The organism is Stenotrophomonas veracruzanensis, assembly GCF_032911525.1.
Lineage (GTDB): Bacteria > Pseudomonadota > Gammaproteobacteria > Xanthomonadales > Xanthomonadaceae > Stenotrophomonas > Stenotrophomonas africana.
Genome location: NZ_JAWJTI010000002.1, coordinates 48,809 through 71,600 on the forward strand (window position 1 = coordinate 48,809; position 22,792 = coordinate 71,600).

Sequence of the window (22,792 nt, forward strand, 5' to 3'; positions counted from 1 at the left end):
AGGAGCGCTGATGATGTCCAGCAGTGAGACCACCATCGACGCGATCCGGCTGGCGCTGGGCATGTACCAGAGCCGCGCCGAGATCGCCAATTCCAACATCGCCAATGCTTCGATGCCTGGTGCATTGGCGCTGCGTGCGGACTTCTCGCAGTATCAGGTGATGCTCGATGCGGCCGTGGAGGGCCGCAGTGATGGGCTGCGGCAGGCCATCGCCCACGTGCGTGAGCCGGATATCCGTCCGTTGGAAACGCCGCTGAACCTGGATGTGCAGGTCAGTGAACTAGTGGGGGTAGGCGTCGGCTTCCAGTCACTGACCGAAGCGCTGAACCGGCAGTTCGGCTTGATGCGTCTGGCCGTAGTCGGGAGGAACTGAGCATGCCGATCGATTCAGTACTGGATGTGGCGCGTGACGGCCTGAACTACGAGCGCCTGCGCCTGGATGCGGCCAGTCGCAATATCGCGGCCGCCAACCTCGCGGTGCCTGCCGGTCAGGAGGTGACGCTGTGGCAGGTCGGCAATGGCAGCTCGTTCGGCCGCTGGTTGGGGCAGGGTGGCACGCTGCAGCAGACCCCGGCGGCTACCCGTGTGGTCCATGACCCGGGCAATCCGTTGGCCGACAGCAATGGCCAGGTACGTTTTCCCCAAGTCGACCTGGTGCAGGAAATGACCACCCTGATGACGGCCAGCCGTGGCTATGAGGCCAACGTACGTTCCTTCAACCTGCTGCGCAGCATGATGCTGCGTTCGCTTGAAATCGGGGCCAAGTGATGAGCATCGAGGCAATCAGCCCAATCGGGCTGGAACAGGGACAGAGTCTGGCCATATCGGCGCCGGCCACCCCTGCGGCGGACTTCTCCGGATGGCTTGCCAGTGGAGTTGGGCATGTCGAGCACAGCCTGGATGTAGCCGAGACCGGGGTCCGCGCACTCGCCGCCGGACGTGATGTGCCGGTGCACGAAGTGATGATCGCACTGGAACAGGCACGCCTGGATCTCAGCCTGGCTACCGAAGTGCGCAACCGCCTGGTAGAGGCCTATCAGGAACTGGCGCGGATCCAGCTGTAAGCCACTGCTCCCTCTCATCTATCAAGCCGAGTCCATGGATCCCAGGAATTTCTATCTTTCGTTGCAGCGCCCGGCGCGGATTGGCCTGATCATCGGCATCGTCGCGCTGCTGGCGCTGACCATTGCGACCCTGTGGTGGGTGATGACGCCCCGGCAGCAGCTGCTGTTCGGCAACATGAATGAACGCGATGCTGCCGAGGTGGTCGCGTCGCTCAACGAATGGAAGGTGCCACACACCATCACCGACGGCGGCGCCGGCATCACCGTAGCGGCCGATCAGGTGTATGACACCCGCATGCGGTTGGTTTCGGCCGGGGTGCCGCGTGGGGGGCATGTCGGCTTCGAGCTGTTCGACGATTCGGACTTCGGTGTCACCGAGTTCGCGCAGCGGGTCAATTACCAACGCGCCCTGCAGGGCGAGATCGAACGTACCATCGCCGCGCTTCCCGGTGTCACCAGTGCGCGCGTGCACCTCACCATCCGCCGTCCTGGCCTGTTCGCCGATCAGCATGATGACTCGAAGGCGTCTGTCGCACTGGCACTGGAGCCGGGCCAGCGCCTGACCCGCAAGCAGATCAATGGTGTACGCAGCCTGGTGGCCGCATCGGTGGAGGGCCTGGCGCCGACCCAGGTCTCGGTGCTGGATTCCGATGGTGGTCTGCTTGCAGCCGCAAGCGCGGATGGCGCCAACGATGCCGATCTGCAGGGGCATGCCGAAGAAGACCAGCGGCTGGAGAACCGCCTGCAGGCGCGCATCGTGGATCTGCTGGGGCAGGTCCTGCATGACGAAGAATTCCGTGTGTCGGTGGAGGCCACCCTCAACTTCGACGCGGTTCGTGAAGTGAGCGAACGGCCGCTGGCGCAGGGGGGCGATGGCAACGGCCTGCTTGCCAACAAGCGGGTCAGCCACTCGGGCGGCAGCGAGGGCGGGCAGAACCAGAACGAGGAGGAGTCCACCTTCGTGCACGGTACCGCGCGCCAGGAGATCGCCCGCGCGCCGGGCCGGATCGAGACGCTGTCCGTGGCGGTCATCCTGCCGCCGAACCTGGACGACAGCGAGGTCGAGCGGATCCGTGCGCTGGTCGCCGCCGCAGCCGGCATCAACGAGGTGCGGGGAGATCGCCTGGCGGTATCGCGGCTTGGCCGCGGCCAGCGCTGGGATGCCTCACCCGGCGCGGCCCGTGCCGTCACTGCGCTGGGTGCAACGCAGACCCCACCACCCTCCCAGCCGGCATCGCCGGTGAAGAAGACGGTGGCATCGACCCCCTGGATCCGTTGGGCCCTGATCGCCGTTGCCGGTGCCTTGCTGGGCGGGATTGTGATCCTGGCTACGCAACGACGCCCAAAGCGATTGAGCCGCACCGAACGGGACGCCGTTCTGGCCAGGATGCGTGGCTGGTTGGCCGAGGGGGGCGCGCCATGAACAGTTCGCGCGGCGAACGCAAGTGCGCCCTGATGCTGGCCACGCTGGCGGCGTCTGACCGGCGCCAGCTGCTTGCCCAGTTGCCACCGGCCGCAGCATCCCGAATCAAGCGACTGGTGGGTGAGCTGCAGGCGTTGCGCCTGCCCATCGCCGAGCTTGCCCAGGCGCTGCTGGCCGACGAAGTGGTTGGACTCACCAGCGAAACGTCGCTGGATGTAGAGCAGTTGATGGGACTGGCGGCGCACCTGCCGGATGCCTGGTACGCACGCGTACTGGCGGCCTGGGGGGAGCTGGATCGATCGTTCTGCGTGTCGCTGCTGGAGCCGTCACGTGGTGCGGCGGTGGCGCGCGAGCTGGGCAGGGTGCCCGCGCTGCCGCCGCGCCTGGCCCATGCACTCAAGGCAGAGGCGATGCAGTTGGCCGCGGTGGGGCGCGCCGCATGATCCAGCGACTGCCTGCTGATGAGCCGAGGGTGGTAGGGCTAGGGACGTTGTTCGCGCCCGCCGAAGCGATGGCGTCGCCTGTGATCGGTATCGATCCGGAGCAGGAGCGCCTGCAGCGGTTGCAGGAAGCACGCGAAGCCGGCCATGCCGAAGGCATGCGCCAGGCCGATGCGCAGATCCGTGATGCGGTGGCTGCTGCGGAACTGGCTTGCCAGCAGCGTCACGCCCAGGCCCTGGCGGAACTGCAGGATGAGCGTGCACGACTGGCGCAGTGGTCGCTGCAGCTGCCCACGCAGCTCGCTGAACTGGAACGCGCCACGCTGGCAACGGCGGCACAACTGGCTTATGTCGCCATGCTTCGCGTGCTGGATACGCTGCCTGCCGAAGAGCGTATTGCACAGGCCTGCCGGCAGGCGCTGGCCGAGCAGAAGCAGCGCCCGTTGCGGCTGCGACTGCCTCCGCTGGACGTGCCGTTCGCGCAGGCCCTGGCAAGCGCGGAGATCCTCATCGAAGCAGACGCGCGCCTGCAGCCGGGCCAGTGCCGGATCGAAAGTCCACTGGGGATCGACGATGCGGGGCTGGATGTGCGTCTGGATGCGTTGCGTACCGCCTTCCTGCAGGGACTGGCCAGCGCAGGGGCTGCGCAATGACGGCTGCCTGCGCCCCCCTGCTTGAAGCCATTGCCGCGGCGCCGATGGTGCGTCGCCTCGGCCAGGTGGCGTCCTACAACGGCTTGGTGATCGAGGCGCTTGGCCCCGAGGTCGGTGTAGGCGAGTTGTGCCGTATCGACCGCGACGGGCGTGCACCGATCCTGGCCGAGGTGGTCGGGTTTCGCCAGGGGCGCACCCAGCTGATGCCGTTCGGCGAGATCGACGGCCTGGCTCCGGGGCAGGAGATCCGTGCCTGCGAGCGTACCTTGGAAGTGCCGGTCGGCGACGCCCTGCTTGGCCGCGTGGTGAATGCACTCTGCGAGCCGATCGACGGTCGTCCACTACAGTGCACGCAACGCTACGCGCTGCGCCGGGCGCCGATCAATCCCCTGCACCGAGCGCCGATCGATACGCCGTTGGCCACGGGCATCCGTGCGGTCGACACCCTGTTGACCCTGGGTGAAGGCCAGCGGATCGGCGTCTTCGCCGGCAGCGGTGTTGGCAAAAGCACATTGCTGGGGGCACTTGCACGGGAGGTACAAGCTGACGTGACCGTGCTTGCCCTGATCGGCGAGCGCGGGCGCGAGGTGGGCGACTTCCTGCGCCACTCCCTGGGCGATACCGGACTGCGCCGGTCGGTGGTGATGGTGGCGACCGCCGATGAGACGGCCGTGACCCGCGTGCATGCGGCGCACGCTGCCCACGCCGTCGCCGAGTACTTCCGCGACAGCGGCCGTTCGGTGCTGCTGGTGGTCGATTCGATGACCCGCTTTGCGATGGCGCAGCGTGAGATCGGCCTGGCGGTCGGCGAGCCCCCCACGTTCCGTGGCTACACGCCATCGGTGTTCGCGCAGCTGCCACGGATGCTCGAGCGCTGCGGAAAACTGCAGGCGGGTGGCTCGATCACAGGCATCTACAGCGTGCTGGTGGAAGGCGATGACATGAATGAGCCAGTGACCGACCATATGCGCGCCATCCTCGACGGCCACGTCGTGCTGTCGCGGGACCTGGCCGCGCGCGGACACCATCCGGCCATCGATGTGCTGCACAGTGCCAGCCGGGTGATGGATGCGGTGGCCAGCGGCGATGAGCTGGCACTGGCGCGTGAAGCGCGACGCCACCTGGCGCTGTATGAAGCATCGCGCGACCTGATCGAGCTGGGGGCACACCAGAAGGGCGCCAATCCGGCGCTGGACCGGGTCATCGAGCAGCGGCCGCATCTTGAAGCCGTGCTGCAACAGCCGCCCAGCGAGGCGACCCCGCGCGAAGCGGCCTACCGCCGCCTGGCAGCCGCATTGCAGGGGGCGGCATGAGCGTCCCGCGCAGCAAGGGCCTGCATGCGCTGCAGCGCTGGCGCAGTTTCGGTGAAGACCGCGCTGCGCTGGCCCGCCAACTGGCGCTGCGCGCGGTTGCGGAGGCGACTGCGGCGGTCGCGGTCGTTCAGGACCGTGCGCAGGCGGCCAGCGAGCAGCGCCGGGGGCTACTGCAGAGTCCACTGCTGGATCTGGCGCGCTTGACCGCGAGTGCGGGCATGGAGGACGCCGCATGGCGGGACGTGCAGGTGTGCCAACAGCGCCTGCAGCACGCCGAGGATGATGCCCTGGTCGCGCGCGAGCAGCACGAAACGGCGCACCGTATGGCCCGCGCGGTAGCGCACCGCGCAACGCGTGTGGTTGCGATCGAACGTGATGCGGCCGAGAAGCATGTCTTTGATTCGCTGGTGGAGTTGCGTGGCCGCCTGCGCGGAGGCCCGCATGATTGAACGCATGCCAGCGGGCATGGGGGCACGCGAGCCCGATGCGGTGCCGCGCCCCGTCCGCCCCTCCGCGGCCAGCCCTGCGCGTGATTTCCGCGAGTCCGTGGACGGCAGTCCACCGCGTCCAGATCCTGAAACCACTGGGGACGCTGGGCCCATTGCGCGCGACATCGCGGCTTCCGACGAGCATGGCGCTGGCCAGGCCATGCTGCTGGCGTGGCAGCTGCTGCCCAACAATGCCTTGTCGCAGATGCTTGCCGGCACACGAGTGGCTGCAGAAGCGATGCAGTCCTCGCGCATGCCTCTCGGGGCATACCCCGGTTCCTCCGCAGATGGCCGGGGCATGGCCGCTGCCAACCCCGCGCCGGCGGTGGCTGCCATGTCCGGCAAGAGCGCGGCCGCTGCCGTCGCCGTCGCCGCTCCGAACGCACGGCTCACCGCAGCCTCTACCGCTGCCGATGCCGTGGATGCCAGCGCTGCGCTGTCTGCCCTGGGCGAGCGATGGCAGGCGCGCCTGCTGCGCTGGGGCAGGACCGCAGGCGAGGGGCTGAGCATTCGCATCCGCGATTACCGCCTGGATGCGCAGGATGCGCAGGTGCTTGCAGAGCGGTTGCTGGCATTCGCAGGACAACACGGTCTGCAGCTGCAGCGGATCGTCATCAATGCACGCGAGCTTTGGCGTGCAACCCCCACCTATCCTCAACCGACCGGAGATATGCATGGCCGTTGATGCAATCGGAAGCTCACTGGGCACCCAGCAGAACTCCGCACTGGCACAGAGCAGTACGATCGACCAGGAAGATTTCATCCGCCTGTTTCTTGCACAGCTGCAGTTCCAGGACCCGCTGGAGCCGGTCGACAACCGCGAGTTCCTGGCCCAGCTGGCGCAGTTCTCCGCACTGGAACAATCCCGTCAACTCAGCGAGAACACCGCGTCGATGCTGGCGATGAGTGCCTCCGACCAGGCCGTGGGCCTGCTCAATCGCCAGGTGGACCTGACCAATCTTGGCGTGGCCCGCTCGGGCACGGTGGTGGCGGTGCAGTTTGGCAGCGCCGGTCCGGAGCTGAGCGTGCGCGACGCCACCGGATCAGTCAGCACAGGCATCCGCCTGTCGCAGATCTCCCTCGTCAAACCCTGACCCAGGCGGACCTCCATGTTCCAAGCCCTGTTCAACAGTCTTTCCGGCATGTTCAGCTTCTCGCGAAGCCTGGATACGGTGTCCAACAACGTATCCAACATGAATACACCTGGGTTTCGTGGCAGTGATGCGTTCTTCACCAACGTGGAAGGTGGCTATGGCTCGCGCATCACCGGTGACGACATGCGAACCAACCCCGGCGACATCCGCCAGACGGAGAACGCCACCGACCTGGCGGTGAACGGCAACGGCTACTTCGTGCTGCGCGACCCCGCTGGCGACCTGCATTACACCCGCGCCGGCCAGTTCCGCTTCGACGAGCACAGCCTTCTGGTGGACAGCGTCAATGGCTACCAGGTGATGGGCCTGGATGGCAGCGGCAACATGGTCGCGATCGACCTGGACAGCTATCGCAACATTCCAGCTGTGGGGACCAGCCAGGTGCGCGTCACCGGCAACATCGCGCCGTCCTCGACCACCACCAACATCAATGCGGTGACTGTGTTCGACGCCTCCGGTGCGTCACGCGTGCTTTCGGTCAAGTTCACCAACAACACCGCCAACACGCCGGGCAGCTTCCTGGTGACCGTGACCGATTCCTCGGGAAAGGCCGTGGGCAGCGGCGAAGTGCGCTTCCGTACCGACGGCACGCCATTGACCGGGTACGCAGGGATGGACGTGGTACTGCAGGGGCCGGGCGGCGCGCAGGCGATCCGGCTGGATTTCGGTACCCCCGCAACATTGACCGGCATGACCTCGCTGAGCGGAACCACCAGCAGCCTGTCGGCCAAGGTGACCGATGGCCACGGCATTCTGGCCGTCAACGGCATCACCTTCGATGACAAGGGCGTGATGCAGTTGACCTACTCCGAAACGGAAAAGCGCAGTGGTCCGCAGGTCGCACTGGCGTTGTTCCCGAACGAAAGCGCATTGCACCTGGAGGGCGGGCGCCTGATCGCAGGCGCCAGCGTGCAGGAACGCGATATCGGGCGCCCGGGCGATACCGGCTTTGGCCGCATCCGCGGCTTCAGCCTGGAGATGTCCAATGTGGACCTGACCCGGGAGTTCGCCGACATGATCGTGATCCAGCGCGGCTACCAGGCCAGCTCGCGGGTGATGACGGTCAGCAATGAAATGATTGAACAGCTGTACAACAGCACGCGGGGCGGGTGATGACGGTCCTTCCGTTCCGGCGGCATGGCGTGAGGCGTGTTGCGCAGATCGAAGCAGCATTGCAGCAGCGGCTGGACCATTGGCGCGCCCAGTGGGCCGCCGAGCCTGGCCATTGCGAGGTGCAGGTGGCGGACGTTGCGCTGCCAGCATCACCGGGGCAGTGGTGGCACTGCACGGGAACCAGCGCCTTCGCGCACCTTGGCAACAATGGCCTGGAGCGGATTGCTGCCGCTCTGGGCGCAGTCCCTGGCCGGGAGTCCAGCCCCATCGCGGCAGGAATCGGCCGCCGTGCCTTTGCCGATCTGTTGCGTGAACTGGTGCCATCGGCTGCAGAGGTGATCGCAGGCGCTGCGCCGATGGCGGCCTTGTGCGATGCGCGTCATGGCGTGCTGTGCTTCAGCGTGTCGCTGCCAGGCGCAGAGGCCCTGCTGTATCTGCCGCTGGCTGCCTGCGATGCACTCGTGCCGATCCCGGCCGGCGTCTCCCGGCCCGTGCTGGCATCGCGTCGCAGCGCGTTGCTGGCATCCACCGTGAGCCTGTACGCCACCCTAGAGCTGGGCAGTGCCGATCTGGATGTTGCCAGCACCCTCAGGCCCGGTGAAACCCTGCGCACCTCGCGTATCGCCGATGCCGTGGTCAAGCTGCAGTCGGCCGACGGCCACACCGTGTTCAGCGCAAGCCTGCATTCGTCCGAGGGCCGCAAGGCACTTCGCTGTATCAATGACACAACCCAGCCAGGAATGAAGTAATGGAACGTACATCGGTGTTGGAAGCGGTGCGCGCCGAGCCGGCGCAGGTGGAACAGGGCGATGCGGCTGAGCGCAGCATCGCGCTGATCCGGCATGTGCAGGTGGCGCTGAGCGCGCAGATCGGCACGGTCGATATGAGCGTGGACCGACTGTTCGGCCTGAAGGCAGGGGATGAGGTGGTATTGAACGAGCAGCTGGAAGCACCGGTGACGCTGCTGCTCAATGGCAAGGCGGTTGCACGCGCGGAGCTGGTGGCGATTGATGACCACTTCGGCGTGCGGATCCTGGAGATCGCATGACCGCTGCGCTGTTCGTTCTGGCCGCGGCGCCCATCCGCTTCAAGAGCGAAGCGGGCAGCGTTGGCACGACACTGGTGGGGCCGCTGATCATTGCAAGCCTGCTGCTTGCGCTCGCCATCGCGGCTCTCTACGTCGCGCGCCGGAAAGGCTGGTTGCGGCGTTGGAGCGTGGTGCCGGCCGCAGCGGACATGCCACTGGGCCTGAGGGTGGAGCAGGTGGTGCGGCTCAGCCCGCGCACACGGCTCTATCGGGTCAGCGACGGTGTAGCGGTCTTCACGGTGGTGGAGTCCACCGCGCATGCGCAGATCGTGCCCGGCACCGGACGCGCTGAGCCGGAGGCTACCGATGCAGGCTGACCGCCGCTGGCGCGTACTACCGCTGGTCGCTGTCCTGATGCTGGTGGCCGGCCAGGCGTGGGCGGGCCCGACCGAGGACGCCGTGGCTGAGGCACTGAAGCAGGATTACTCGCCCGCACTGCGCAACTTCGTGATCCTCACGATGTTGTCGCTGATTCCGGTGCTGATGATCGGCATGACCGCCTTCACCAGGATCATCATCGTGCTGTCCCTGCTGCGGCATGCGCTGGGTATTCCGCAGACGCCGCCCAACAGCGTGGTGATCACCCTGGCAATCTGCATGACCTACTTCACCATGTCGCCAGTACTTGATCGCATGAACCATGATGCGATCGCGCCCTACATGAGTGAGCAGATCACCGCCCAGCAGGCCATCGATCTGGGCAGCCGACCGCTGCGTGAGTTCATGGTGTCGCAGACGCGCGAATCGGACCTGCGCACGGTGATCGAGATGGCCAAGGCGCCGGCGCCCAAGACCATGGACGATATCCGCTTCGGCCACCTGGTCACTGCGTTCCTGCTGAGCGAGCTGAAGACCGCCTTCCAGATCGGCTTCGTGATCTTCCTGCCTTTCGTGCTCATCGACCTGGTGGTCGCTGCGGCACTGATGGCGCTGGGCATGATCATGCTGCCACCGACCACCATCAGTCTGCCCTTGAAGATACTGCTGTTTGTACTGATCGATGGCTGGGTGTTGCTGTCCAAGGCGTTGCTGGGCAGCTATTGGAACTGACATGGACACGCATGCCACGGATGGCGAGGCGGCACTTTGGTCCCAGCTCAGGGAGCAGCGCTGCTCGCAGGCGCGTGATGCGCTCTATCTGCGCTACAGGCCGTGGGCGACTGCGATCGCGCGGCGGGTACACCGCCGCTTCCCGCGGCTGGGCGCGGATCGGGACGACTTCATCCAAAACGCCAGCATTGGACTGCTGGAGGCGATTGATCGGTTTGATCCGGCACGCGGCATTGCCTTCCAGGCCTATGCAATGACCCGGGTACGCGGCTCTGTTTTCAATGGGCTTCGCGTGATCCTTGGGAGCACATCGAGCGAGCGTTATCAGGAGCGGCTGGACACCCTGCAGGGCGTGTCCGATGACCCCTTCAATGAGTTGGTCGCTTCGATCGTCGGGTTGGGCCTGGGCTACATGCTGGACGATGCGGCCAATCCGCTGGCCATCGATAGTCACGATGCGCTTCGCTTCGCCGAGGATCAGCAGGTCGTAGGCCAGTTGCTGGCCGGAGTGGAGCAGCTACCGCTAAGGTTGAAGGCGATCATCGTCCGCCACTACTTCGAGTTCACACCGTTCATCGAGCTTGCCCAGGAGTGGGGACTGAGCAAGGGACGCATTTCGCAGCTGCACCGTGCGGCGCTCGATGCGCTGCGACTCAGCATGCAGGCAGTTGATTGAAACCCGTTTTCCCGTAGGGGGACATAGCCGGACCCTAGTGCCTTGTCTCTGAGCTGCTGGCCGTCTCCCCATACCACGAAAAGAAAGCCCTGGCCATGCGGGGCTTTTCTTTTTCCGCGCTTGCATCGGAGTTGTGCCTCGCAGCATCAGTTTTCGTGCACCGCGACTTGCAAACAGACAATTTCCTCCCCTATGGTGCAATCGATTGCATTGCTGTGAATCGTTGCGTTTGATACCGGTTGGGAGGCCGGAAGGTGGATGTCCATCCATTCGATCAGACCGGCCCCGGCGACGGGCCTCACGCGGCGCGATGCGCTGCGCCTCGCAGTTGCCGGCAGCATTGGCCTGGGGGCCGTGACGGCCGCGCGGGCGTTGCCCGCATTCGCCGCCACGGCGCCGCTCAAGGGCAACCTGAAGCACTCCGTCGCACGCTGGACCTTCCCGCAGCTGTCGGTCGCCCAGCTCTGCGCGACGGTAAAAGACATCGGCTTTGCCGCGATCGACCTGGTCGGCCCGGAGGACTGGCCCACCCTGAAGGCGCACGGCGTGGACAGTTCGATGTGCAACGGCGCGGAGCTGGGCCTTACCAAGGGCTTTGCCGGCCGTGAGTTCCACGACCAACTGGCGGAGCGCTACACGCGGCACATCGATCTGGTGGCCGATGCCGGTTACCGCAATCTCATCTGCTTCTCCGGCAACCGCAACGGTATGGAGCCGCATGACGGCATGGCAAACGCCGAGGCCGGCCTCAAGCGCATCCTCGGGCATGCCGAGAAGCGTGGCGTCGTGCTGGTGATGGAGCTGCTGAACTCCAAGGTCGATCATCGCGACTACCTGTGCGACCACTCTGCGTGGGGCGTGGAGCTGTGCCAGCGGCTGGGCTCAGACAATTTCGGCCTGCTCTACGACATCTACCACATGCAGATCATGGAGGGCGACATCATCGCCACCATCGGCAAGCATCACGCCTGCTTCAAGCATTACCACACCGCAGGCGTGCCTGGCCGGAACGAGATCGGAGACCAGCAGGAGCTCCACTATCCGGCCGTCTGTCGCGCGATCCGCGACACCGGTTTCAAGGGGTATCTGGCGCAGGAGTTCACGCCTGCAGCGCCGGATCCCGTTGCCTCATTGCGCGAGGCGATCCGCCTCTGCGACGTCTGAAACGATATCCACCCAGGTGAGAAACCCATGGCAGATAATCACTACGACGCCATTGTTGTTGGCTCGGGAATCAGTGGCGGTTGGGCAGCGAAGGAGCTGACCGAGAAGGGCCTGAAGGTCTTGATGCTGGAGCGGGGCCGCAACATCGAGCACGCCAAGGACTACGTCAACGCGATGAAGGAGGCGTGGGATTTCCCGCACCGAAACCGTCCGACGCAGGCGATGAAGGCCAAGTTCCCGGTGCTGATGCGCGACTACGGCCTCGCAGAGAACCTGGAAGGGATGTGGGCCGACGAGCAGGACTCGCCCTACATCGAGACCAAACGTTTCGACTGGTTCCGCGGCTACCACGTGGGCGGTCGCTCGTTGATGTGGGGCCGGCAGAGCTATCGCTTCTCCGATCTGGATTTCGAGGCGAATCTCAAGGACGGTATCGCCGCGGACTGGCCGATCCGCTACGCCGACATCGCGCCGTGGTACGACCACGTGGAGAAGTTCGCCGGCATCGCCGGCACGCGCGAAGGACTGGACGTGCTGCCGGACGGCGAGTTCCTGCCGCCGATTCCCCTGAACATCGTCGAGAAGGATGTGGCCGCGCGGATCAAGAAGGCCTTCGGCGGAACGCGCCATATGATCCACTCGCGCACTGCCAACATCACTCAGCCGATGCCTGAGCAGGGGCGCGTCAACTGCCAGTACCGCAACAAGTGCATCCTGGGCTGTCCTTTCGGGGCCTACTTCTCGACCCAGGCGGCGACGCTGCCAGCGGCGATGAAGACCGGCAACCTGACCTTGCGGCCGTTCTCCATCGTCAAGGAAGTGCTCTACGACAAGGACCGCAAGCGCGCGCGTGGCGTGGAGATCATCGACGCCGAAACCGGCCAGACCTACCAGTACACGGCCAAGGTGATCTTCCTCAACGCGTCGTCGTTCAACTCGACGTGGCTGCTGATGAACTCGGCCACCGATGTCTGGGAAGGGGGGCTGGGCTCCTCGTCGGGTGAGTTGGGGCACAACGTGATGGACCACCATTTCGGTGCGGGCGCCTCGGGCCGGGTCGAGGGTTACGAAGACAAGTACTACTTCGGCCGTCGTCCGTGCGGTTTCTACATTCCGCGGTTCCGCAACGTCGCCTCGGACAAGCGTGGCTACCTGCGCGGCTTCGGCTACCAGGGCGGTGCCAGCCGCACCGGTTGGTCGCGCGAGATCGCCGAGCTGAACATCGGAGCCGACCTGAAGGAGGCGCTGACCGTACCGGGCGACTGGCGCATCGGCATGACCGGGTTCGGTGAAATGCTGCCGCACCACGACAATACGATCCGCCTGGACCACGACCGGAAGGACAAGTGGGGGCTGCCGGTGCTGGCGATGGATGTTGCCATGCGTGCCAATGAACTGGCGATGCGCAAGGACATGGCCGCCGATGCCGCCGAGATGCTGGAAGCGGCCGGCGTCAAGGACGTGAAGATGCACGACAACGACTATGCCCCGGGCAAGGGCATCCACGAGATGGGGACCGCGCGCATGGGACGTGATCGGAAAAGCTCGGTATTGAATGCGCACAACCAGGTCTGGGATGCGCCCAACGTCTATGTGACCGACGGTGCCTGCATGACCTCCAGCGCCTGCGTGAATCCCTCGCTGACCTACATGGCGCTGACCGCGCGCGCGGCCGACCATGCGGTACGCGAACTGAAAGCGGGGAACCTCTGATGGATCGCCGCGAACTGTTGAAGATGATCGTTGCCGCCACCGGTGCGGCCATGGTTGGCCTGCCTGCGCTGGTGCAGGGGCAGGCGCCGGCGGGCGCCACGAAGATCCATTTCTCCGACGCCGATGTCGGCATGCTGGACGAGATCGCCGAGACCATCCTGCCGCGGACAAGGACACCCGGGGCCAAGGACGCGGGTGCCGGTGCGTTCATGGCGACGTTCGTCAGCGACTGCTACACGGCCCGGCAGCAGGCGACGTTCCGCGCCGGCCTGGCCGACATCGACAAACGCGCCGGCGGCCGCTTCGTATCGCTCACGCCGGAAGCCCGCACCGGGTTGCTGCGAACGCTGGACGCCGAAGCCAAGGCACGCAATGCCGACGTGACCGAGACCGGTACGCCTGAAGAGGGCGAGGCGATGCCGCATTACTTCACGATGCTCAAGCAATTGGCCATCTTCGGCTTCTTCACCTCCAAGGTCGGTGCGACCGGGGTGCTGCAGTACGTCGCCGTGCCGGGTCGCTACGACGGCGACCTAGCCTATGTTCCCGGCACGCCTGCGTGGGGGACCAGCTGATGGACACCAGCCTGATGACCCGATCTCTGTTGATTGTCACCGGCCTGCTGGCCGCCACATCTGCATTCGCCCAGGACAGTGCCGACGCCGCGCGCGATCCGAAGAAGACCGAAGTGTGGACCCCCGTGCCCGCAGTCGTCGCCACGCCACCAGGCAAGGCACCGTCCGACGCCATCGTGCTGTTCGATGGCAAGGATGTCTCCGCGTGGGAGTCGGAGCAGGGCGGACGCGTGCCCTGGAAGGTTGCCGATGGCGCCATGACCGTCGTGCCCGGCAGCAAGGGCATTCGCACCAGGCAACGCTTCTGCGACGTCCAGCTGCATGTCGAGTGGCGCACGCCTGCCGACACGAAGGGCTTCGACGGACAGAACCGCGGCAACAGCGGCATCTTCCTGCAGGAGCTGTACGAGCTGCAGGTGCTCGACAGCTACAACAACCCGACCTATGCCAATGGCCAGGCGGGCTCGATCTACAAGCAGGCCATGCCACGGGTGAACGCCTCGCGCGCACCGGGCCAGTGGCAGGTCTACGACATCATCTGGAAGGCGCCGCGCTTCTCGCAGGGCGGCGGCCTGGCGTCGCCCGCGCGCATCACGGTGCTGCACAACGGCGTGCTGGTGCAGGATGACACCGTGCTGGCTGGGAAGACGGAGTACATCGGTGCGCCGTCGTACGCGCCTCATGCGTGCGCGCCGCTGTATCTGCAGGAGCATGACTCCAAGGTCAGCTACCGCAATATATGGGTGCGCGAACTGTAGCCGCACACGGCCGGCGTGGTCGCCGGCCGCTTACTTCGCCAGGTAGCTGGCGATGTCATCGATTTCCTGTTGCGACAGCTGGGAGAAGGGCGGCATCAGTCCACCGCCCTTGCTGATCTTTTCCTTGATCTGCGCCGGTGCCATGCGCTTGCCGATGTCGGTGAGCGCCGGGAACGCGCCCGGCATGCCCGCACGATCGGCGCCGTGGCAGGCCACGCAGTTCGCGGTGTAGAGCTTTGCGCCCGCAGCCGGGTCGTCCTTGCACCAGGCTGCCGTCGCAACGCTCATGCCGCCCAGGCCGACAGCCATTGCCAGGATCATTCTCATGTGGGGCTCCTTGATGCGTCAGCGGCGCGCACGGGCGTGCACGCGGGTGGTCAGATGTTCACGCAGGTAGTCCGCACCGGTCTGGATGACCTTGGCCGGATCGCGTGGCTGGTCGTGCTCGATGATGTACCAGTGGACGCCGGCGGCTGCTGCAGCAGGCAGGATCGCATTCCAGTCCAGCACGCCCTGGCCCACCGCAGCGAATCCGCCTTCGTCCTGGGCCTGGCCCTTGGGCGCATTGTCCTTGGCGTGCACCGCGAATACGTGGCCGCGGAGCTTTGCCAGCATCACTGCAGGGTCCAGGCCCGCGCGCGCGACCCAGGCCAGGTCCAGCTCGGTCTGCAGGTCTGGACCGGCGGCGGCGAACAGCAGCTCCAGTCCGGTCCTGCCATCGAAGTCGACCAGTTCGAAGTCGTGGTTGTGATAGGCCAGGCGCATGTCCTTGCCGCGCACCTGCTTGGCGAGGCGGCCCAACTCCTGGCCCAGTGCCGTCCAGCCCGCCGCATCGGTCGGCCGGTCCTTCGCATCCAGGTAAGGCACCACCAGCGTGGTGTTGCCGATCGAGCGGTTGAAGGCCACCACCCCATCCAGATTGCCGCGCAGCTCGGCCAGCGGCACATGCGATGAAATCGCCTTGATCGAGTACCGGTCCAGCAGCTGCTTGAGTTCGGTGGCGCTGGTGTTCTGCGTACCGACCGTTTCCACCGCATGGACGCCCGCGTCGTGGACGATCTTCAATTGCTGCTCAAGCGGGCCTGCATCGCGCAGGGTATACATCTGCACCGCGATCGGCTTCTGCGTGCTGGCGGCTTCGCCTGCGAAGGCGGGCAGGGCAGCGAGCAGCAGGATGAGGCCTGCACTTCTACGGAAAAGGGCTTTCATCAACAGATCCTCCCGGCATTCAACCGATGGTGGTCCAGGCGCGTGACCTGGCCGATGCAATGACACGATCAACGATCTGCGCCGAGCGCAGGCCGTCTTCGAAGGTGGGCAGGCCCTGCGGCTGATCGCCTTCGATGGCGCGATAGGTGTCGGCGACAAACGCTTCGAAGCACTGGGCGTAGCCCTGTGCATGCCCGGCCGGCAGCGCGGACAGCCGGCGCTGTTCGGCACTGCCGGCGCCTGGCCCGCGTACGAAGATCTCCTCGCGCTGGTCGGGCAGGCCGATCCAGAGTCGTTCGGCGTCCTCCTGGTTGAAGGCCACGCTGGCCTTGGCGCCATCGATCTCGAACCAGAGGCGGTTGTGGCGCCCGGCCGAGACCTGGCTGACCGTCAATGAAGCCAGCGTACCGGCGCCGGTCCTGAACATCGCCGCGGCAACGTCCTCGCTCATGACGGCCTGCATCGCGCTGGCTGCCATTGGCGTGCTGAAACTCTGCCCGCTGACGGCGCCGCGCTTGGCGATCACCGTGGCGAATGCCGCGTTCACTTCGGCGAAGCGCTCGCCACTGATCCATTCCACCAGGTCGCACCAGTGCGAACCGATGTCGGCGAACACGCGCGACGTGCCGCCCAGCGCCGGGTCAACACGCCAGTTGTTGCTGGCGGGGTCAAGAAGCCAGTCCTGCAGGTAACTGCCGTGGATGAGGTGCAACGGCCCCAGTTCACCGTGGGCGATGCGGGCGCGCGCCTCGCGGACCACCGGGTGGTAGCGGTAGACGAAGGGGACCGTGGCAACCAATCCAGTCGAGGCGGCCAACGCCGCCAGCGCCTGCGCATCGTCCAGCGTCGTCGCCAGCGGTTTCTCGCAGATCACGTGCTTGCCGGCTTCCAGCGCGGCCTGTGCCATGGCGCGGTGCAGATGGTTGGGCGTGCACACATGCACGACCTGCACCTGGGGATCGGCGATCACGTCCTCGATATCCCGGTAGGCACGGGGGACATTCCAGGAGTGTGCTGCTTCATGCGCGCGCTGCGGTGACGAGGCGGCCACGCCGCGTACCTCGGCACCTGCCAGCAGTGCCGCACGACGATGCACTGCACCGATCATGCCGGCGCCAACGATGGCGATTCCAAGCTTGGGCATCGACGGGGATCCTCAGGGTGTGGAGGGCGCGGCCGCAGCCGCCGGCCGATCGCGGAACAGCAGCAGGAAGGCGACCAGCACCACCAGCGCAACACCGGCCGGGAACAGCCAGATCTGCTGCCAGTCGGGTCCGGCTTCGGTGGTGAAGTGCTCCACCACCGCGCCGGACAGGAAGGTGCCGATCAACATGCCCACGCCATAGGTGGCCAGGGTGATGAACCCCTGTGCGCTGCTGCGCGCGGCAGGGCCGGCATGGGCATCGGTGTAGATCTGGCCGGTGACGAAGAAGAAGTCGTAGCAGATGCCGTGCAGCATGATGCCGATCACCAGCAGGGAGAAACCGCTGCCCGCATCGCCGAAGGCGAACAAGGCGTAGCGCACCACCCAGGCGGCCATGCCGACCGCCAGCATGGTCTTCACCCCCAGCCGCACGAACAGGAACGGCATGGCCAGCATCAGCAGCACTTCGGAGACCTGGCCCAGCGACTGCAGGCCTGCTGCACCCCGCACGCCCAGGTCGTTGAGATACGGATTGGTGAAGTTGTAGTAGAACGACAGCGGGATGCAGATGGCGATGGAAGCCAGGAAAAACACCAGGTAGGCACGCGACTTCAGCAGACGCAACGAATCCAGCCCCAGGATCTGTCCCAGCCCGGCATCGCGCTGTTGCGCCAGCGGCGGCGTGTGCGGCAGGGTGAACGCATACAGGCCCAGCACCAGCGATGCCAATGCGGCCATCCGGAAGGTGAGTTCAAGCCGGTGCGCCTGTTCCCAGCCCAGCCAGCCGATCAGCACGCCGGCGACGATCCAGCCGATGCTGCCCGCCACCCTCACCAGCGGGAACTGTTTCTCGGGCGACTGCATGTGCCGCATCGCCACGCTGTTGGCCAGTGCCAGCGTCGGCATGAACAGCAGCATGTAGCCCATCACGCAGGCAGAGAACATGCTGAAGCTGGTGGCCGTGGACGCCAGCCACATGAGCACCGCACCGGCCAGATGCAGTACCGCAAGGATGCGCTGCGCCGCAAAGTAGCGATCCGCGATCAGCCCGACCAGGAACGGCGCCACGATGGCGCCGATGGATTGGCTGAGGAAGGCCGTGGCCACCTGGCTGGCGCTGGCCTGCAGCGGGCCCTGCACCAGGTAGGTGCCCAGGGTCACGAACCACGCTCCCCAGATGAAGAACTGCAGAAACATCATCGCGCCCAAGCGCGACATGGCGTGCGACATGGCTTGCCCTCCCGGGGCGGTAATGGCTCAGATTCCCAGCATGCGGTGCAGTGATGCGGCGTCCGTTCCGCTGTCGGCGAAGTCGTCGAAGGCGCGCTCGGTGACCCGGATGATGTGGTCGCGTATGAAGGCGGCACCCTCGCGTGCGCCGTCTTCCGGGTGCTTCAGGCAGCACTCCCATTCCAGTACCGCCCATCCGGGGAAGTCGTACTGGGCGAACTTGGAGAAGATTGCCTTGAAGTCGATCTGGCCGTCACCGGGTGAACGGAACCGCCCCGGGCGATCGATCCACTTCTGGTAGCCGCCGTACACGCCGCTGCTGGCACTGGCGTGGTACTCCGCATCCTTGACATGGAAGGCACCGATGCGCGCGTGGTAGCGGTCGATGAAACCCAGGTAGTCCATCTGCTGCAGCAGCAGATGGCTGGGGTCGTACAGGATCTTCGCGCGTGGGTGGTGATCGACCACATCGAGGAAGCGTTCGAAGGTCGCGCCGTCGTGCAGGTCCTCCCCGGGGTGGATCTCGAAGCACAGGTCCACGCCGCAGGCATCGAACGCATCGAGGATGGGGCGCCAGCGGCGACCGAGTTCGGTGAAGGCTTGCTCCACCAGTCCCGGTGGGCGCTGCGGCCAGGGATAGAAGTACGGCCAGGCCAGTGCGCCGGAGAACGTGGCGTGTGCGGTCAGTCCCAGCCGCTCGCTGGCTTTGGCGGCCAATAGAAGCTGCTCCACGGCCCAGGCCTGGCGGGCGGCGGGATCGCCGCGCTTGTCCGCGGGTGCGAATCCGTCGAACAGGCTGTCGTAGGCCGGATGCACCGCGACCAGCTGCCCCTGCAGATGGGTGGACAGCTCGGTGATCTGCACGCCATGACCGGCCAGCATGCCGGCAATGTCGTCGCAGTACGCCTGGCTGCGCGCGGCCTCGGCCAGATCGAGCAGATGAGGCGCGCTGGTCGGCACTTGTACGCCAGAATAGCCCAGACCCGCGGCCCACCCGGCCAGCGTGTCCAGCCGATCAAAAGGAGCTGCGTCGCCGATGAACTGCGCCAGGAACAGCGCTGGACCCTTGAGCGTCTTCAACGTGATTCGCCCTCGATGCAATCGATTGCATTATCCTAGCAGGGGCTCACGCAGGACCTGTTGTGCAGTGCACAGCGGGCAGGAGGACTAACGCCATGGCCACCATCTACGACATCGCAAAGCACGTGGGCGTCTCCGCAGGCACGGTGTCGCGGGCGCTTTCGCGGCCGGACAAAGTCCTGCCGGCCACCCGTGCGCGCATCGAGCAGGCCGCCGCCGCGCTGGGCTACGTGCCCAACACGGTTGCCCGCACGCTCAAGACCCAGCGCAGCGGCAAGATCCTGGTCACCGTCCCGGACATCGCCAATCCGTTCTTCGCGCAGATCCTGCAGGGCGCGGAGGAGGCTGCGCAGGCGGTCGGCTACGCGGTTCTGCTGGGCGATACCCAGCATCAACCCGACCGCGAAGAACGCTACGCGCAGATGCTCCGGCGCAACGAGGCCGACGGCATGATCGTGCTGGGCCATCGCCTGCCACCCACGGCGCGGGAGATCGTCGCACAGCGGGGCGCGGCCGCGCCGGTGGTCAACGGTTGCGAGTTCGATCCCGCATTGGGCATTCCCAGCGTCCACATCGATAATGCGGCCGCCGCGCGCGCGGTGATGGAACACCTGTATGGGCTGGGGCACGAACGCATCGCAGTGGTGGGCGGACCTCCCGACAATCCGCTGCACCAGCAACGGCTGGAAGGGGTCCGGGCAGCCGGCAAGGCGCGTGGACGCCTGCGCCAGTTGAACATCGTGCCGGGTGACTTTTCCGTGGAGTCGGGCCATGCAGCCGCGATGTCGATGTTGGCCGCCGCGCCGGTACCGACCGCGGTCTTCTGTTTCAGCGACCAGATGGCGCTGGGTACCCTGGCGGCCTGCCGGGAGCGGGGCATCCGCGTGCCGGAGGACCTGTCCATCGTCGGCTTTGACGACCTGGCCTCCTCGCGCTACCTCACGCCGCCGCTGACGACGATCAGGCAGCCGATGCGGGAGATTGGCGAGCGCGCGGTCAACCTGCTGCTCGCCATCATCGAGCACGTGGATGTGCCGCTGCAGCAGACGCTGGAGTTCAGCCTGATGCTGCGGGGCTCGACGGCTGCACCCAGGGCCGGGTGAAGGCAGGGCAGCGCTCGCTGCCTCATGATTGTCGCCAGACGGCTTCTGCAACCTTGATCCCGAATTGACGCAGAGCTGTCAGACTAACGGCAGGCAGCCCGGCAAGGGCCTTGGTGGCAGCTGCGATCGCTCAAGGGGGTCGGCAATGCCGTTCTTGACGGACTCGACCGAGGTCTCGGTCGAAGGCATCGGTGCGGCACGGCGCATCGGCTGGATGCGTTTCGTGGGCAACGGGTTGGGGGCGGTCCCCATTGCCTCGATCATGCTCGAACGCCAGGACGGCGCGCTGGCGTGGGTCCTGCTGCTGCTCAATGCGCTGGCCTGGCCGGCGCTCGCGCTGGTACTGACCCGGCGCTCAAGGCAGCCTGCCGTGGTCCAGTTCCGCTGCATGGTGATTGATTCCTACTTTGGCGGTGGCTGGATCGCCTTCATGGGGCTCAGCGTCGTACCCAGTGCGTTGTTCGCCGCGCTGCTGGTCGCCGACAAGATCGCCGCCGGCGGGGTGAAGCTGGCGGTACGGGCCACACTGGCCCTGGTAGTGGGGTTCGCGCTCACCTGGTGGGTGCTTGGGTTTCCCTACCAGCCGGTGTCATCGCAGCGCACGATCGTGCTCAGTGTGCCGTTCCTGTTCGTCTACGGCATCGGCCTCAGCATCCTCAGCTGGCAGCTGGCGCGACGGGTGAAATCGCAGAACCGCCAGTTGAAGCGGCTGAGCCGGATGGACCCGCTGGTGGAGCTGGCCAACCGCGGCTTCCTGATCGTCCGCGCGCAGCAGGCACTGGACAAGGCGCAGGGGCAGGGTGGTTTCGCCTGTCTGCTGATGCTTGATGTGGATGACTTCAAGCGCATCAATGACTCGTATGGTCACCGTGCAGGGGACGAAGTGCTGCGCCATATCGCGTCCACCTTGCGCGCCTTCGCCCGGCCCGGCGATACCCCCGCGCGGCTGGGAGGTGATGAGTTCGTCGTGCTGCTGCACGACTGTGCGCCCGGCGATGCGATGCATGTGGCAGAGCGGGTTCGCCTGCAACTTCTGGAAGCCGCGCGGCAGGCAACGCCGGGCATCGAATTCAGTGTCAGCATCGGGATCGCAGCGACGCCGCGTGGCGGCAGCGTCGAGGACTGGCTGGCACTGGCCGACCGCGCGCTCTACCACGCCAAGCGCCAGGGCAAGAACAACGCCAGCTATGGCGAATGAGTCGGCGCGGGCCGCAGCAGCGCTGTCGCAGCACGAGGCCTGATGCCCGTTCATCCTGCACCCGGAATCGTTGCCGCCAATCCTCTACCATGGGCCACCCCGCCCGGACGCGCCGCCCATGCAAGACGCCCTCGTTGCCCAGCCCAAGCCCCCTGTTCCGAGGATCGCGGCCTGGCTGATGATGCTGCTGGGCATGTGGCTGGCGTTGAAGCTGGGCCTGGTGGTAACCCTGCTGTCGGGGCTGCTGGTGTTCCAGCTGACCCACGTGCTGGCGTCCACCGTGGAAGGCAGGCTGCCGCCGGGACGGGCGCGGGCAATTGCGGTGATCGTGCTGTCGGCGATCATCATCAGCGGGCTGGTGCTGGCCGGGATCGGCGTGGCGTCGTTCTTCCGCAACGAAACCGGCGGGCCGGACGCGCTGCTGGCGCGGCTGATGGATATCCTCAATTCGTCGCGCCATCAGGTACCGGCGCTGCTGCAGCCGTATATCCCGGAGGACATGCCGGCGCTGCGTGCGGCGCTCAATGACTGGGCCGCCGAGCACCAGCGCCAGCTGGGCGTGGCCGGCACGTCGGTGGTGCAGGTGGGCGTACGCGTGCTGATCGGCATGGTGCTGGGCGCGATGATCGCGCTGTACGACGAACTTCCGCTGCCGAAGATGGGGCCGCTGGCGCAGGAGCTGGTCGGGCGCACCAGCCGCCTGGCCACCGCGTTCCGCCAGGTGGTGTTCGCGCAGCTGAAGATCTCCCTGCTCAATACCGTGTTCACCGCGATCTTCCTGCTGGGTGTGCTGCCGCTGTTCGGCGTGCACCTGCCACTGTCCAAGACGCTGGTATTGATCACCTTCATCGCCGGCCTGCTGCCAGTGGTGGGCAACATCATCTCCAACACGATCATCGCCATTGTCGCGCTGTCGGTCTCGTTCTACGTGGCAGTGGCCGCGCTGCTGTACCTGATCGTGATCCACAAACTGGAGTACTTCCTCAACGCGCGCATCGTCGGCGGTGAGATCCAGGCCCGCGCCTGGGAGCTGTTGCTGGCAATGCTGGTGATGGAAGCGGCGTTCGGCCTGCCCGGCCTGGTGGCGGCACCGGTGTTCTACGCCTACGTGAAGCGCGAACTGGTCGACCAGCGCTGGATCTGACCCGGCGTGACCT

28 protein-coding genes are annotated in these 22,792 nt (G+C 66.0%); 23 read left to right on the forward strand and 5 right to left on the reverse strand.

The window, feature by feature from the left end; translation table 11 throughout:
* Positions 1 to 13 precede the first annotated feature (13 nt).
* The 20 genes from R1H25_RS01975 (at position 14) to R1H25_RS02070 (ending at position 14,671) form a co-directional block, all read left to right on the forward strand.
* Positions 14 to 373, forward strand: coding sequence for a hypothetical protein (locus tag R1H25_RS01975; RefSeq protein WP_317222494.1), 360 nt, complete (start codon positions 14 to 16; stop codon positions 371 to 373).
* 2 nt (positions 374 to 375) lie between these two features.
* Positions 376 to 768 (forward strand): flagellar basal body rod C-terminal domain-containing protein, encoded by a 393-nt coding sequence (locus R1H25_RS01980; RefSeq protein WP_164143907.1) that lies wholly within the window; start codon positions 376 to 378, stop codon positions 766 to 768.
* Positions 768 to 1,064, forward strand: coding sequence for a flagellar hook-basal body complex protein FliE (gene fliE, locus R1H25_RS01985; RefSeq protein WP_057499763.1), 297 nt, complete (start codon positions 768 to 770; stop codon positions 1,062 to 1,064). Before R1H25_RS01980 ends, fliE begins: the two co-directional genes overlap by 1 nt.
* Positions 1,065 to 1,098: 34 nt before the next feature.
* Positions 1,099 to 2,487 (forward strand): flagellar basal-body MS-ring/collar protein FliF, encoded by a 1,389-nt coding sequence (gene fliF / locus R1H25_RS01990; RefSeq protein ID WP_317222497.1) that lies wholly within the window; start codon positions 1,099 to 1,101, stop codon positions 2,485 to 2,487.
* Complete coding sequence (locus R1H25_RS01995; protein ID WP_064237849.1) at positions 2,484 to 2,930, forward strand: hypothetical protein; 447 nt, start codon at positions 2,484 to 2,486, stop codon at positions 2,928 to 2,930. Before fliF ends, R1H25_RS01995 begins: the two co-directional genes overlap by 4 nt.
* Before the next feature lie 47 nt (positions 2,931 to 2,977).
* Complete coding sequence (locus R1H25_RS02000; protein ID WP_064237850.1) at positions 2,978 to 3,580, forward strand: FliH/SctL family protein; 603 nt, start codon at positions 2,978 to 2,980, stop codon at positions 3,578 to 3,580.
* The gene (locus R1H25_RS02005; RefSeq protein ID WP_317222498.1) at positions 3,577 to 4,893 is read left to right on the forward strand and encodes a FliI/YscN family ATPase; all 1,317 of its coding nucleotides are present in this window, start codon (positions 3,577 to 3,579) and stop codon (positions 4,891 to 4,893) included. Before R1H25_RS02000 ends, R1H25_RS02005 begins: the two co-directional genes overlap by 4 nt.
* Positions 4,890 to 5,342, forward strand: coding sequence for a hypothetical protein (locus R1H25_RS02010; protein ID WP_317222499.1), 453 nt, complete (start codon positions 4,890 to 4,892; stop codon positions 5,340 to 5,342). Before R1H25_RS02005 ends, R1H25_RS02010 begins: the two co-directional genes overlap by 4 nt.
* Positions 5,343 to 5,679: 337 nt before the next feature.
* On the forward strand, positions 5,680 to 6,066 hold the full coding sequence (locus R1H25_RS02015; protein ID WP_317222501.1) for a hypothetical protein: 387 nt from the start codon (positions 5,680 to 5,682) through the stop codon (positions 6,064 to 6,066).
* On the forward strand, positions 6,056 to 6,475 hold the full coding sequence (locus tag R1H25_RS02020; RefSeq protein WP_317222502.1) for a flagellar hook capping FlgD N-terminal domain-containing protein: 420 nt from the start codon (positions 6,056 to 6,058) through the stop codon (positions 6,473 to 6,475). Before R1H25_RS02015 ends, R1H25_RS02020 begins: the two co-directional genes overlap by 11 nt.
* Positions 6,476 to 6,490: 15 nt before the next feature.
* A complete protein-coding gene (gene flgF, locus R1H25_RS02025; protein ID WP_317222503.1) occupies positions 6,491 to 7,648 on the forward strand; it encodes a flagellar basal-body rod protein FlgF in 1,158 nt (385 codons plus the stop codon).
* A 29-nt stretch (positions 7,649 to 7,677) separates the two neighbouring features.
* Positions 7,678 to 8,397, forward strand: coding sequence for a hypothetical protein (locus R1H25_RS02030; protein WP_317222505.1), 720 nt, complete (start codon positions 7,678 to 7,680; stop codon positions 8,395 to 8,397).
* Positions 8,397 to 8,696 (forward strand): FliM/FliN family flagellar motor C-terminal domain-containing protein, encoded by a 300-nt coding sequence (locus R1H25_RS02035; protein WP_117309241.1) that lies wholly within the window; start codon positions 8,397 to 8,399, stop codon positions 8,694 to 8,696. The genes R1H25_RS02030 and R1H25_RS02035 overlap by 1 nt, the downstream gene beginning before the upstream one ends.
* On the forward strand, positions 8,693 to 9,052 hold the full coding sequence (locus R1H25_RS02040; RefSeq protein ID WP_317222507.1) for a hypothetical protein: 360 nt from the start codon (positions 8,693 to 8,695) through the stop codon (positions 9,050 to 9,052). The genes R1H25_RS02035 and R1H25_RS02040 overlap by 4 nt, the downstream gene beginning before the upstream one ends.
* On the forward strand, positions 9,042 to 9,785 hold the full coding sequence (fliP, locus tag R1H25_RS02045) for a flagellar type III secretion system pore protein FliP (RefSeq protein ID WP_317222508.1): 744 nt from the start codon (positions 9,042 to 9,044) through the stop codon (positions 9,783 to 9,785). The genes R1H25_RS02040 and fliP overlap by 11 nt, the downstream gene beginning before the upstream one ends.
* A gap of 1 nt (position 9,786) precedes the next feature.
* Positions 9,787 to 10,461 carry a sigma-70 family RNA polymerase sigma factor gene (locus R1H25_RS02050; protein ID WP_317222510.1) on the forward strand — a complete coding sequence of 225 codons (675 nt, stop codon included), beginning with the start codon at positions 9,787 to 9,789 and terminating at the stop codon, positions 10,459 to 10,461.
* 258 nt (positions 10,462 to 10,719) lie between these two features.
* Positions 10,720 to 11,625 carry a TIM barrel protein gene (locus R1H25_RS02055; protein ID WP_317222511.1) on the forward strand — a complete coding sequence of 302 codons (906 nt, stop codon included), beginning with the start codon at positions 10,720 to 10,722 and terminating at the stop codon, positions 11,623 to 11,625.
* A gap of 27 nt (positions 11,626 to 11,652) precedes the next feature.
* On the forward strand, positions 11,653 to 13,338 hold the full coding sequence (locus R1H25_RS02060) for a GMC family oxidoreductase (protein WP_317222512.1): 1,686 nt from the start codon (positions 11,653 to 11,655) through the stop codon (positions 13,336 to 13,338).
* Positions 13,338 to 13,913: a gluconate 2-dehydrogenase subunit 3 family protein gene (locus tag R1H25_RS02065; RefSeq protein WP_049446037.1), complete on the forward strand. Its 576-nt coding sequence runs from the start codon at positions 13,338 to 13,340 to the stop codon at positions 13,911 to 13,913. The genes R1H25_RS02060 and R1H25_RS02065 overlap by 1 nt, the downstream gene beginning before the upstream one ends.
* Positions 13,913 to 14,671 (forward strand): DUF1080 domain-containing protein, encoded by a 759-nt coding sequence (locus R1H25_RS02070; RefSeq protein WP_317222513.1) that lies wholly within the window; start codon positions 13,913 to 13,915, stop codon positions 14,669 to 14,671. Before R1H25_RS02065 ends, R1H25_RS02070 begins: the two co-directional genes overlap by 1 nt.
* A gap of 30 nt (positions 14,672 to 14,701) precedes the next feature.
* Here the strand turns inward: R1H25_RS02070 and R1H25_RS02075 are convergent, their stop codons facing one another.
* From R1H25_RS02075 to R1H25_RS02095, 5 genes are read right to left on the reverse strand one after another with little or no spacing between them, the layout of a single operon-like run.
* Positions 14,702 to 14,998, reverse strand: coding sequence for a cytochrome c (locus R1H25_RS02075; RefSeq protein ID WP_049446035.1), 297 nt, complete (start codon positions 14,996 to 14,998; stop codon positions 14,702 to 14,704).
* Positions 14,999 to 15,016: 18 nt separating this feature from the next.
* Positions 15,017 to 15,880, reverse strand: a complete 864-nt coding sequence (locus R1H25_RS02080; protein ID WP_317222514.1) for a sugar phosphate isomerase/epimerase — start codon at positions 15,878 to 15,880, stop codon at positions 15,017 to 15,019.
* A gap of 19 nt (positions 15,881 to 15,899) precedes the next feature.
* Complete coding sequence (locus tag R1H25_RS02085) at positions 15,900 to 17,024, reverse strand: Gfo/Idh/MocA family oxidoreductase (protein WP_317222515.1); 1,125 nt, start codon at positions 17,022 to 17,024, stop codon at positions 15,900 to 15,902.
* A gap of 12 nt (positions 17,025 to 17,036) precedes the next feature.
* Entirely contained in the window at positions 17,037 to 18,254 is a 1,218-nt protein-coding gene (locus R1H25_RS02090) for a nucleoside permease (protein WP_317222517.1), read from the reverse strand.
* Between the two features lie 27 nt (positions 18,255 to 18,281).
* Entirely contained in the window at positions 18,282 to 19,334 is a 1,053-nt protein-coding gene (locus tag R1H25_RS02095; RefSeq protein WP_317222518.1) for a sugar phosphate isomerase/epimerase family protein, read from the reverse strand.
* A gap of 95 nt (positions 19,335 to 19,429) precedes the next feature.
* Here R1H25_RS02095 and R1H25_RS02100 point away from each other — a divergent pair, with 95 nt between their 5' ends.
* The 3 genes from R1H25_RS02100 to R1H25_RS02110 all read left to right on the forward strand — a co-directional run bounded on the left by R1H25_RS02100 (position 19,430) and on the right by R1H25_RS02110 (position 22,779).
* A complete protein-coding gene (locus R1H25_RS02100; RefSeq protein WP_317222519.1) occupies positions 19,430 to 20,437 on the forward strand; it encodes a LacI family DNA-binding transcriptional regulator in 1,008 nt (335 codons plus the stop codon).
* A gap of 145 nt (positions 20,438 to 20,582) precedes the next feature.
* Positions 20,583 to 21,635: a sensor domain-containing diguanylate cyclase gene (locus R1H25_RS02105; protein ID WP_099589043.1), complete on the forward strand. Its 1,053-nt coding sequence runs from the start codon at positions 20,583 to 20,585 to the stop codon at positions 21,633 to 21,635.
* A 118-nt stretch (positions 21,636 to 21,753) separates the two neighbouring features.
* Positions 21,754 to 22,779: an AI-2E family transporter gene (locus R1H25_RS02110; RefSeq protein ID WP_057499742.1), complete on the forward strand. Its 1,026-nt coding sequence runs from the start codon at positions 21,754 to 21,756 to the stop codon at positions 22,777 to 22,779.
* Positions 22,780 to 22,792: the final 13 nt, after the last annotated feature.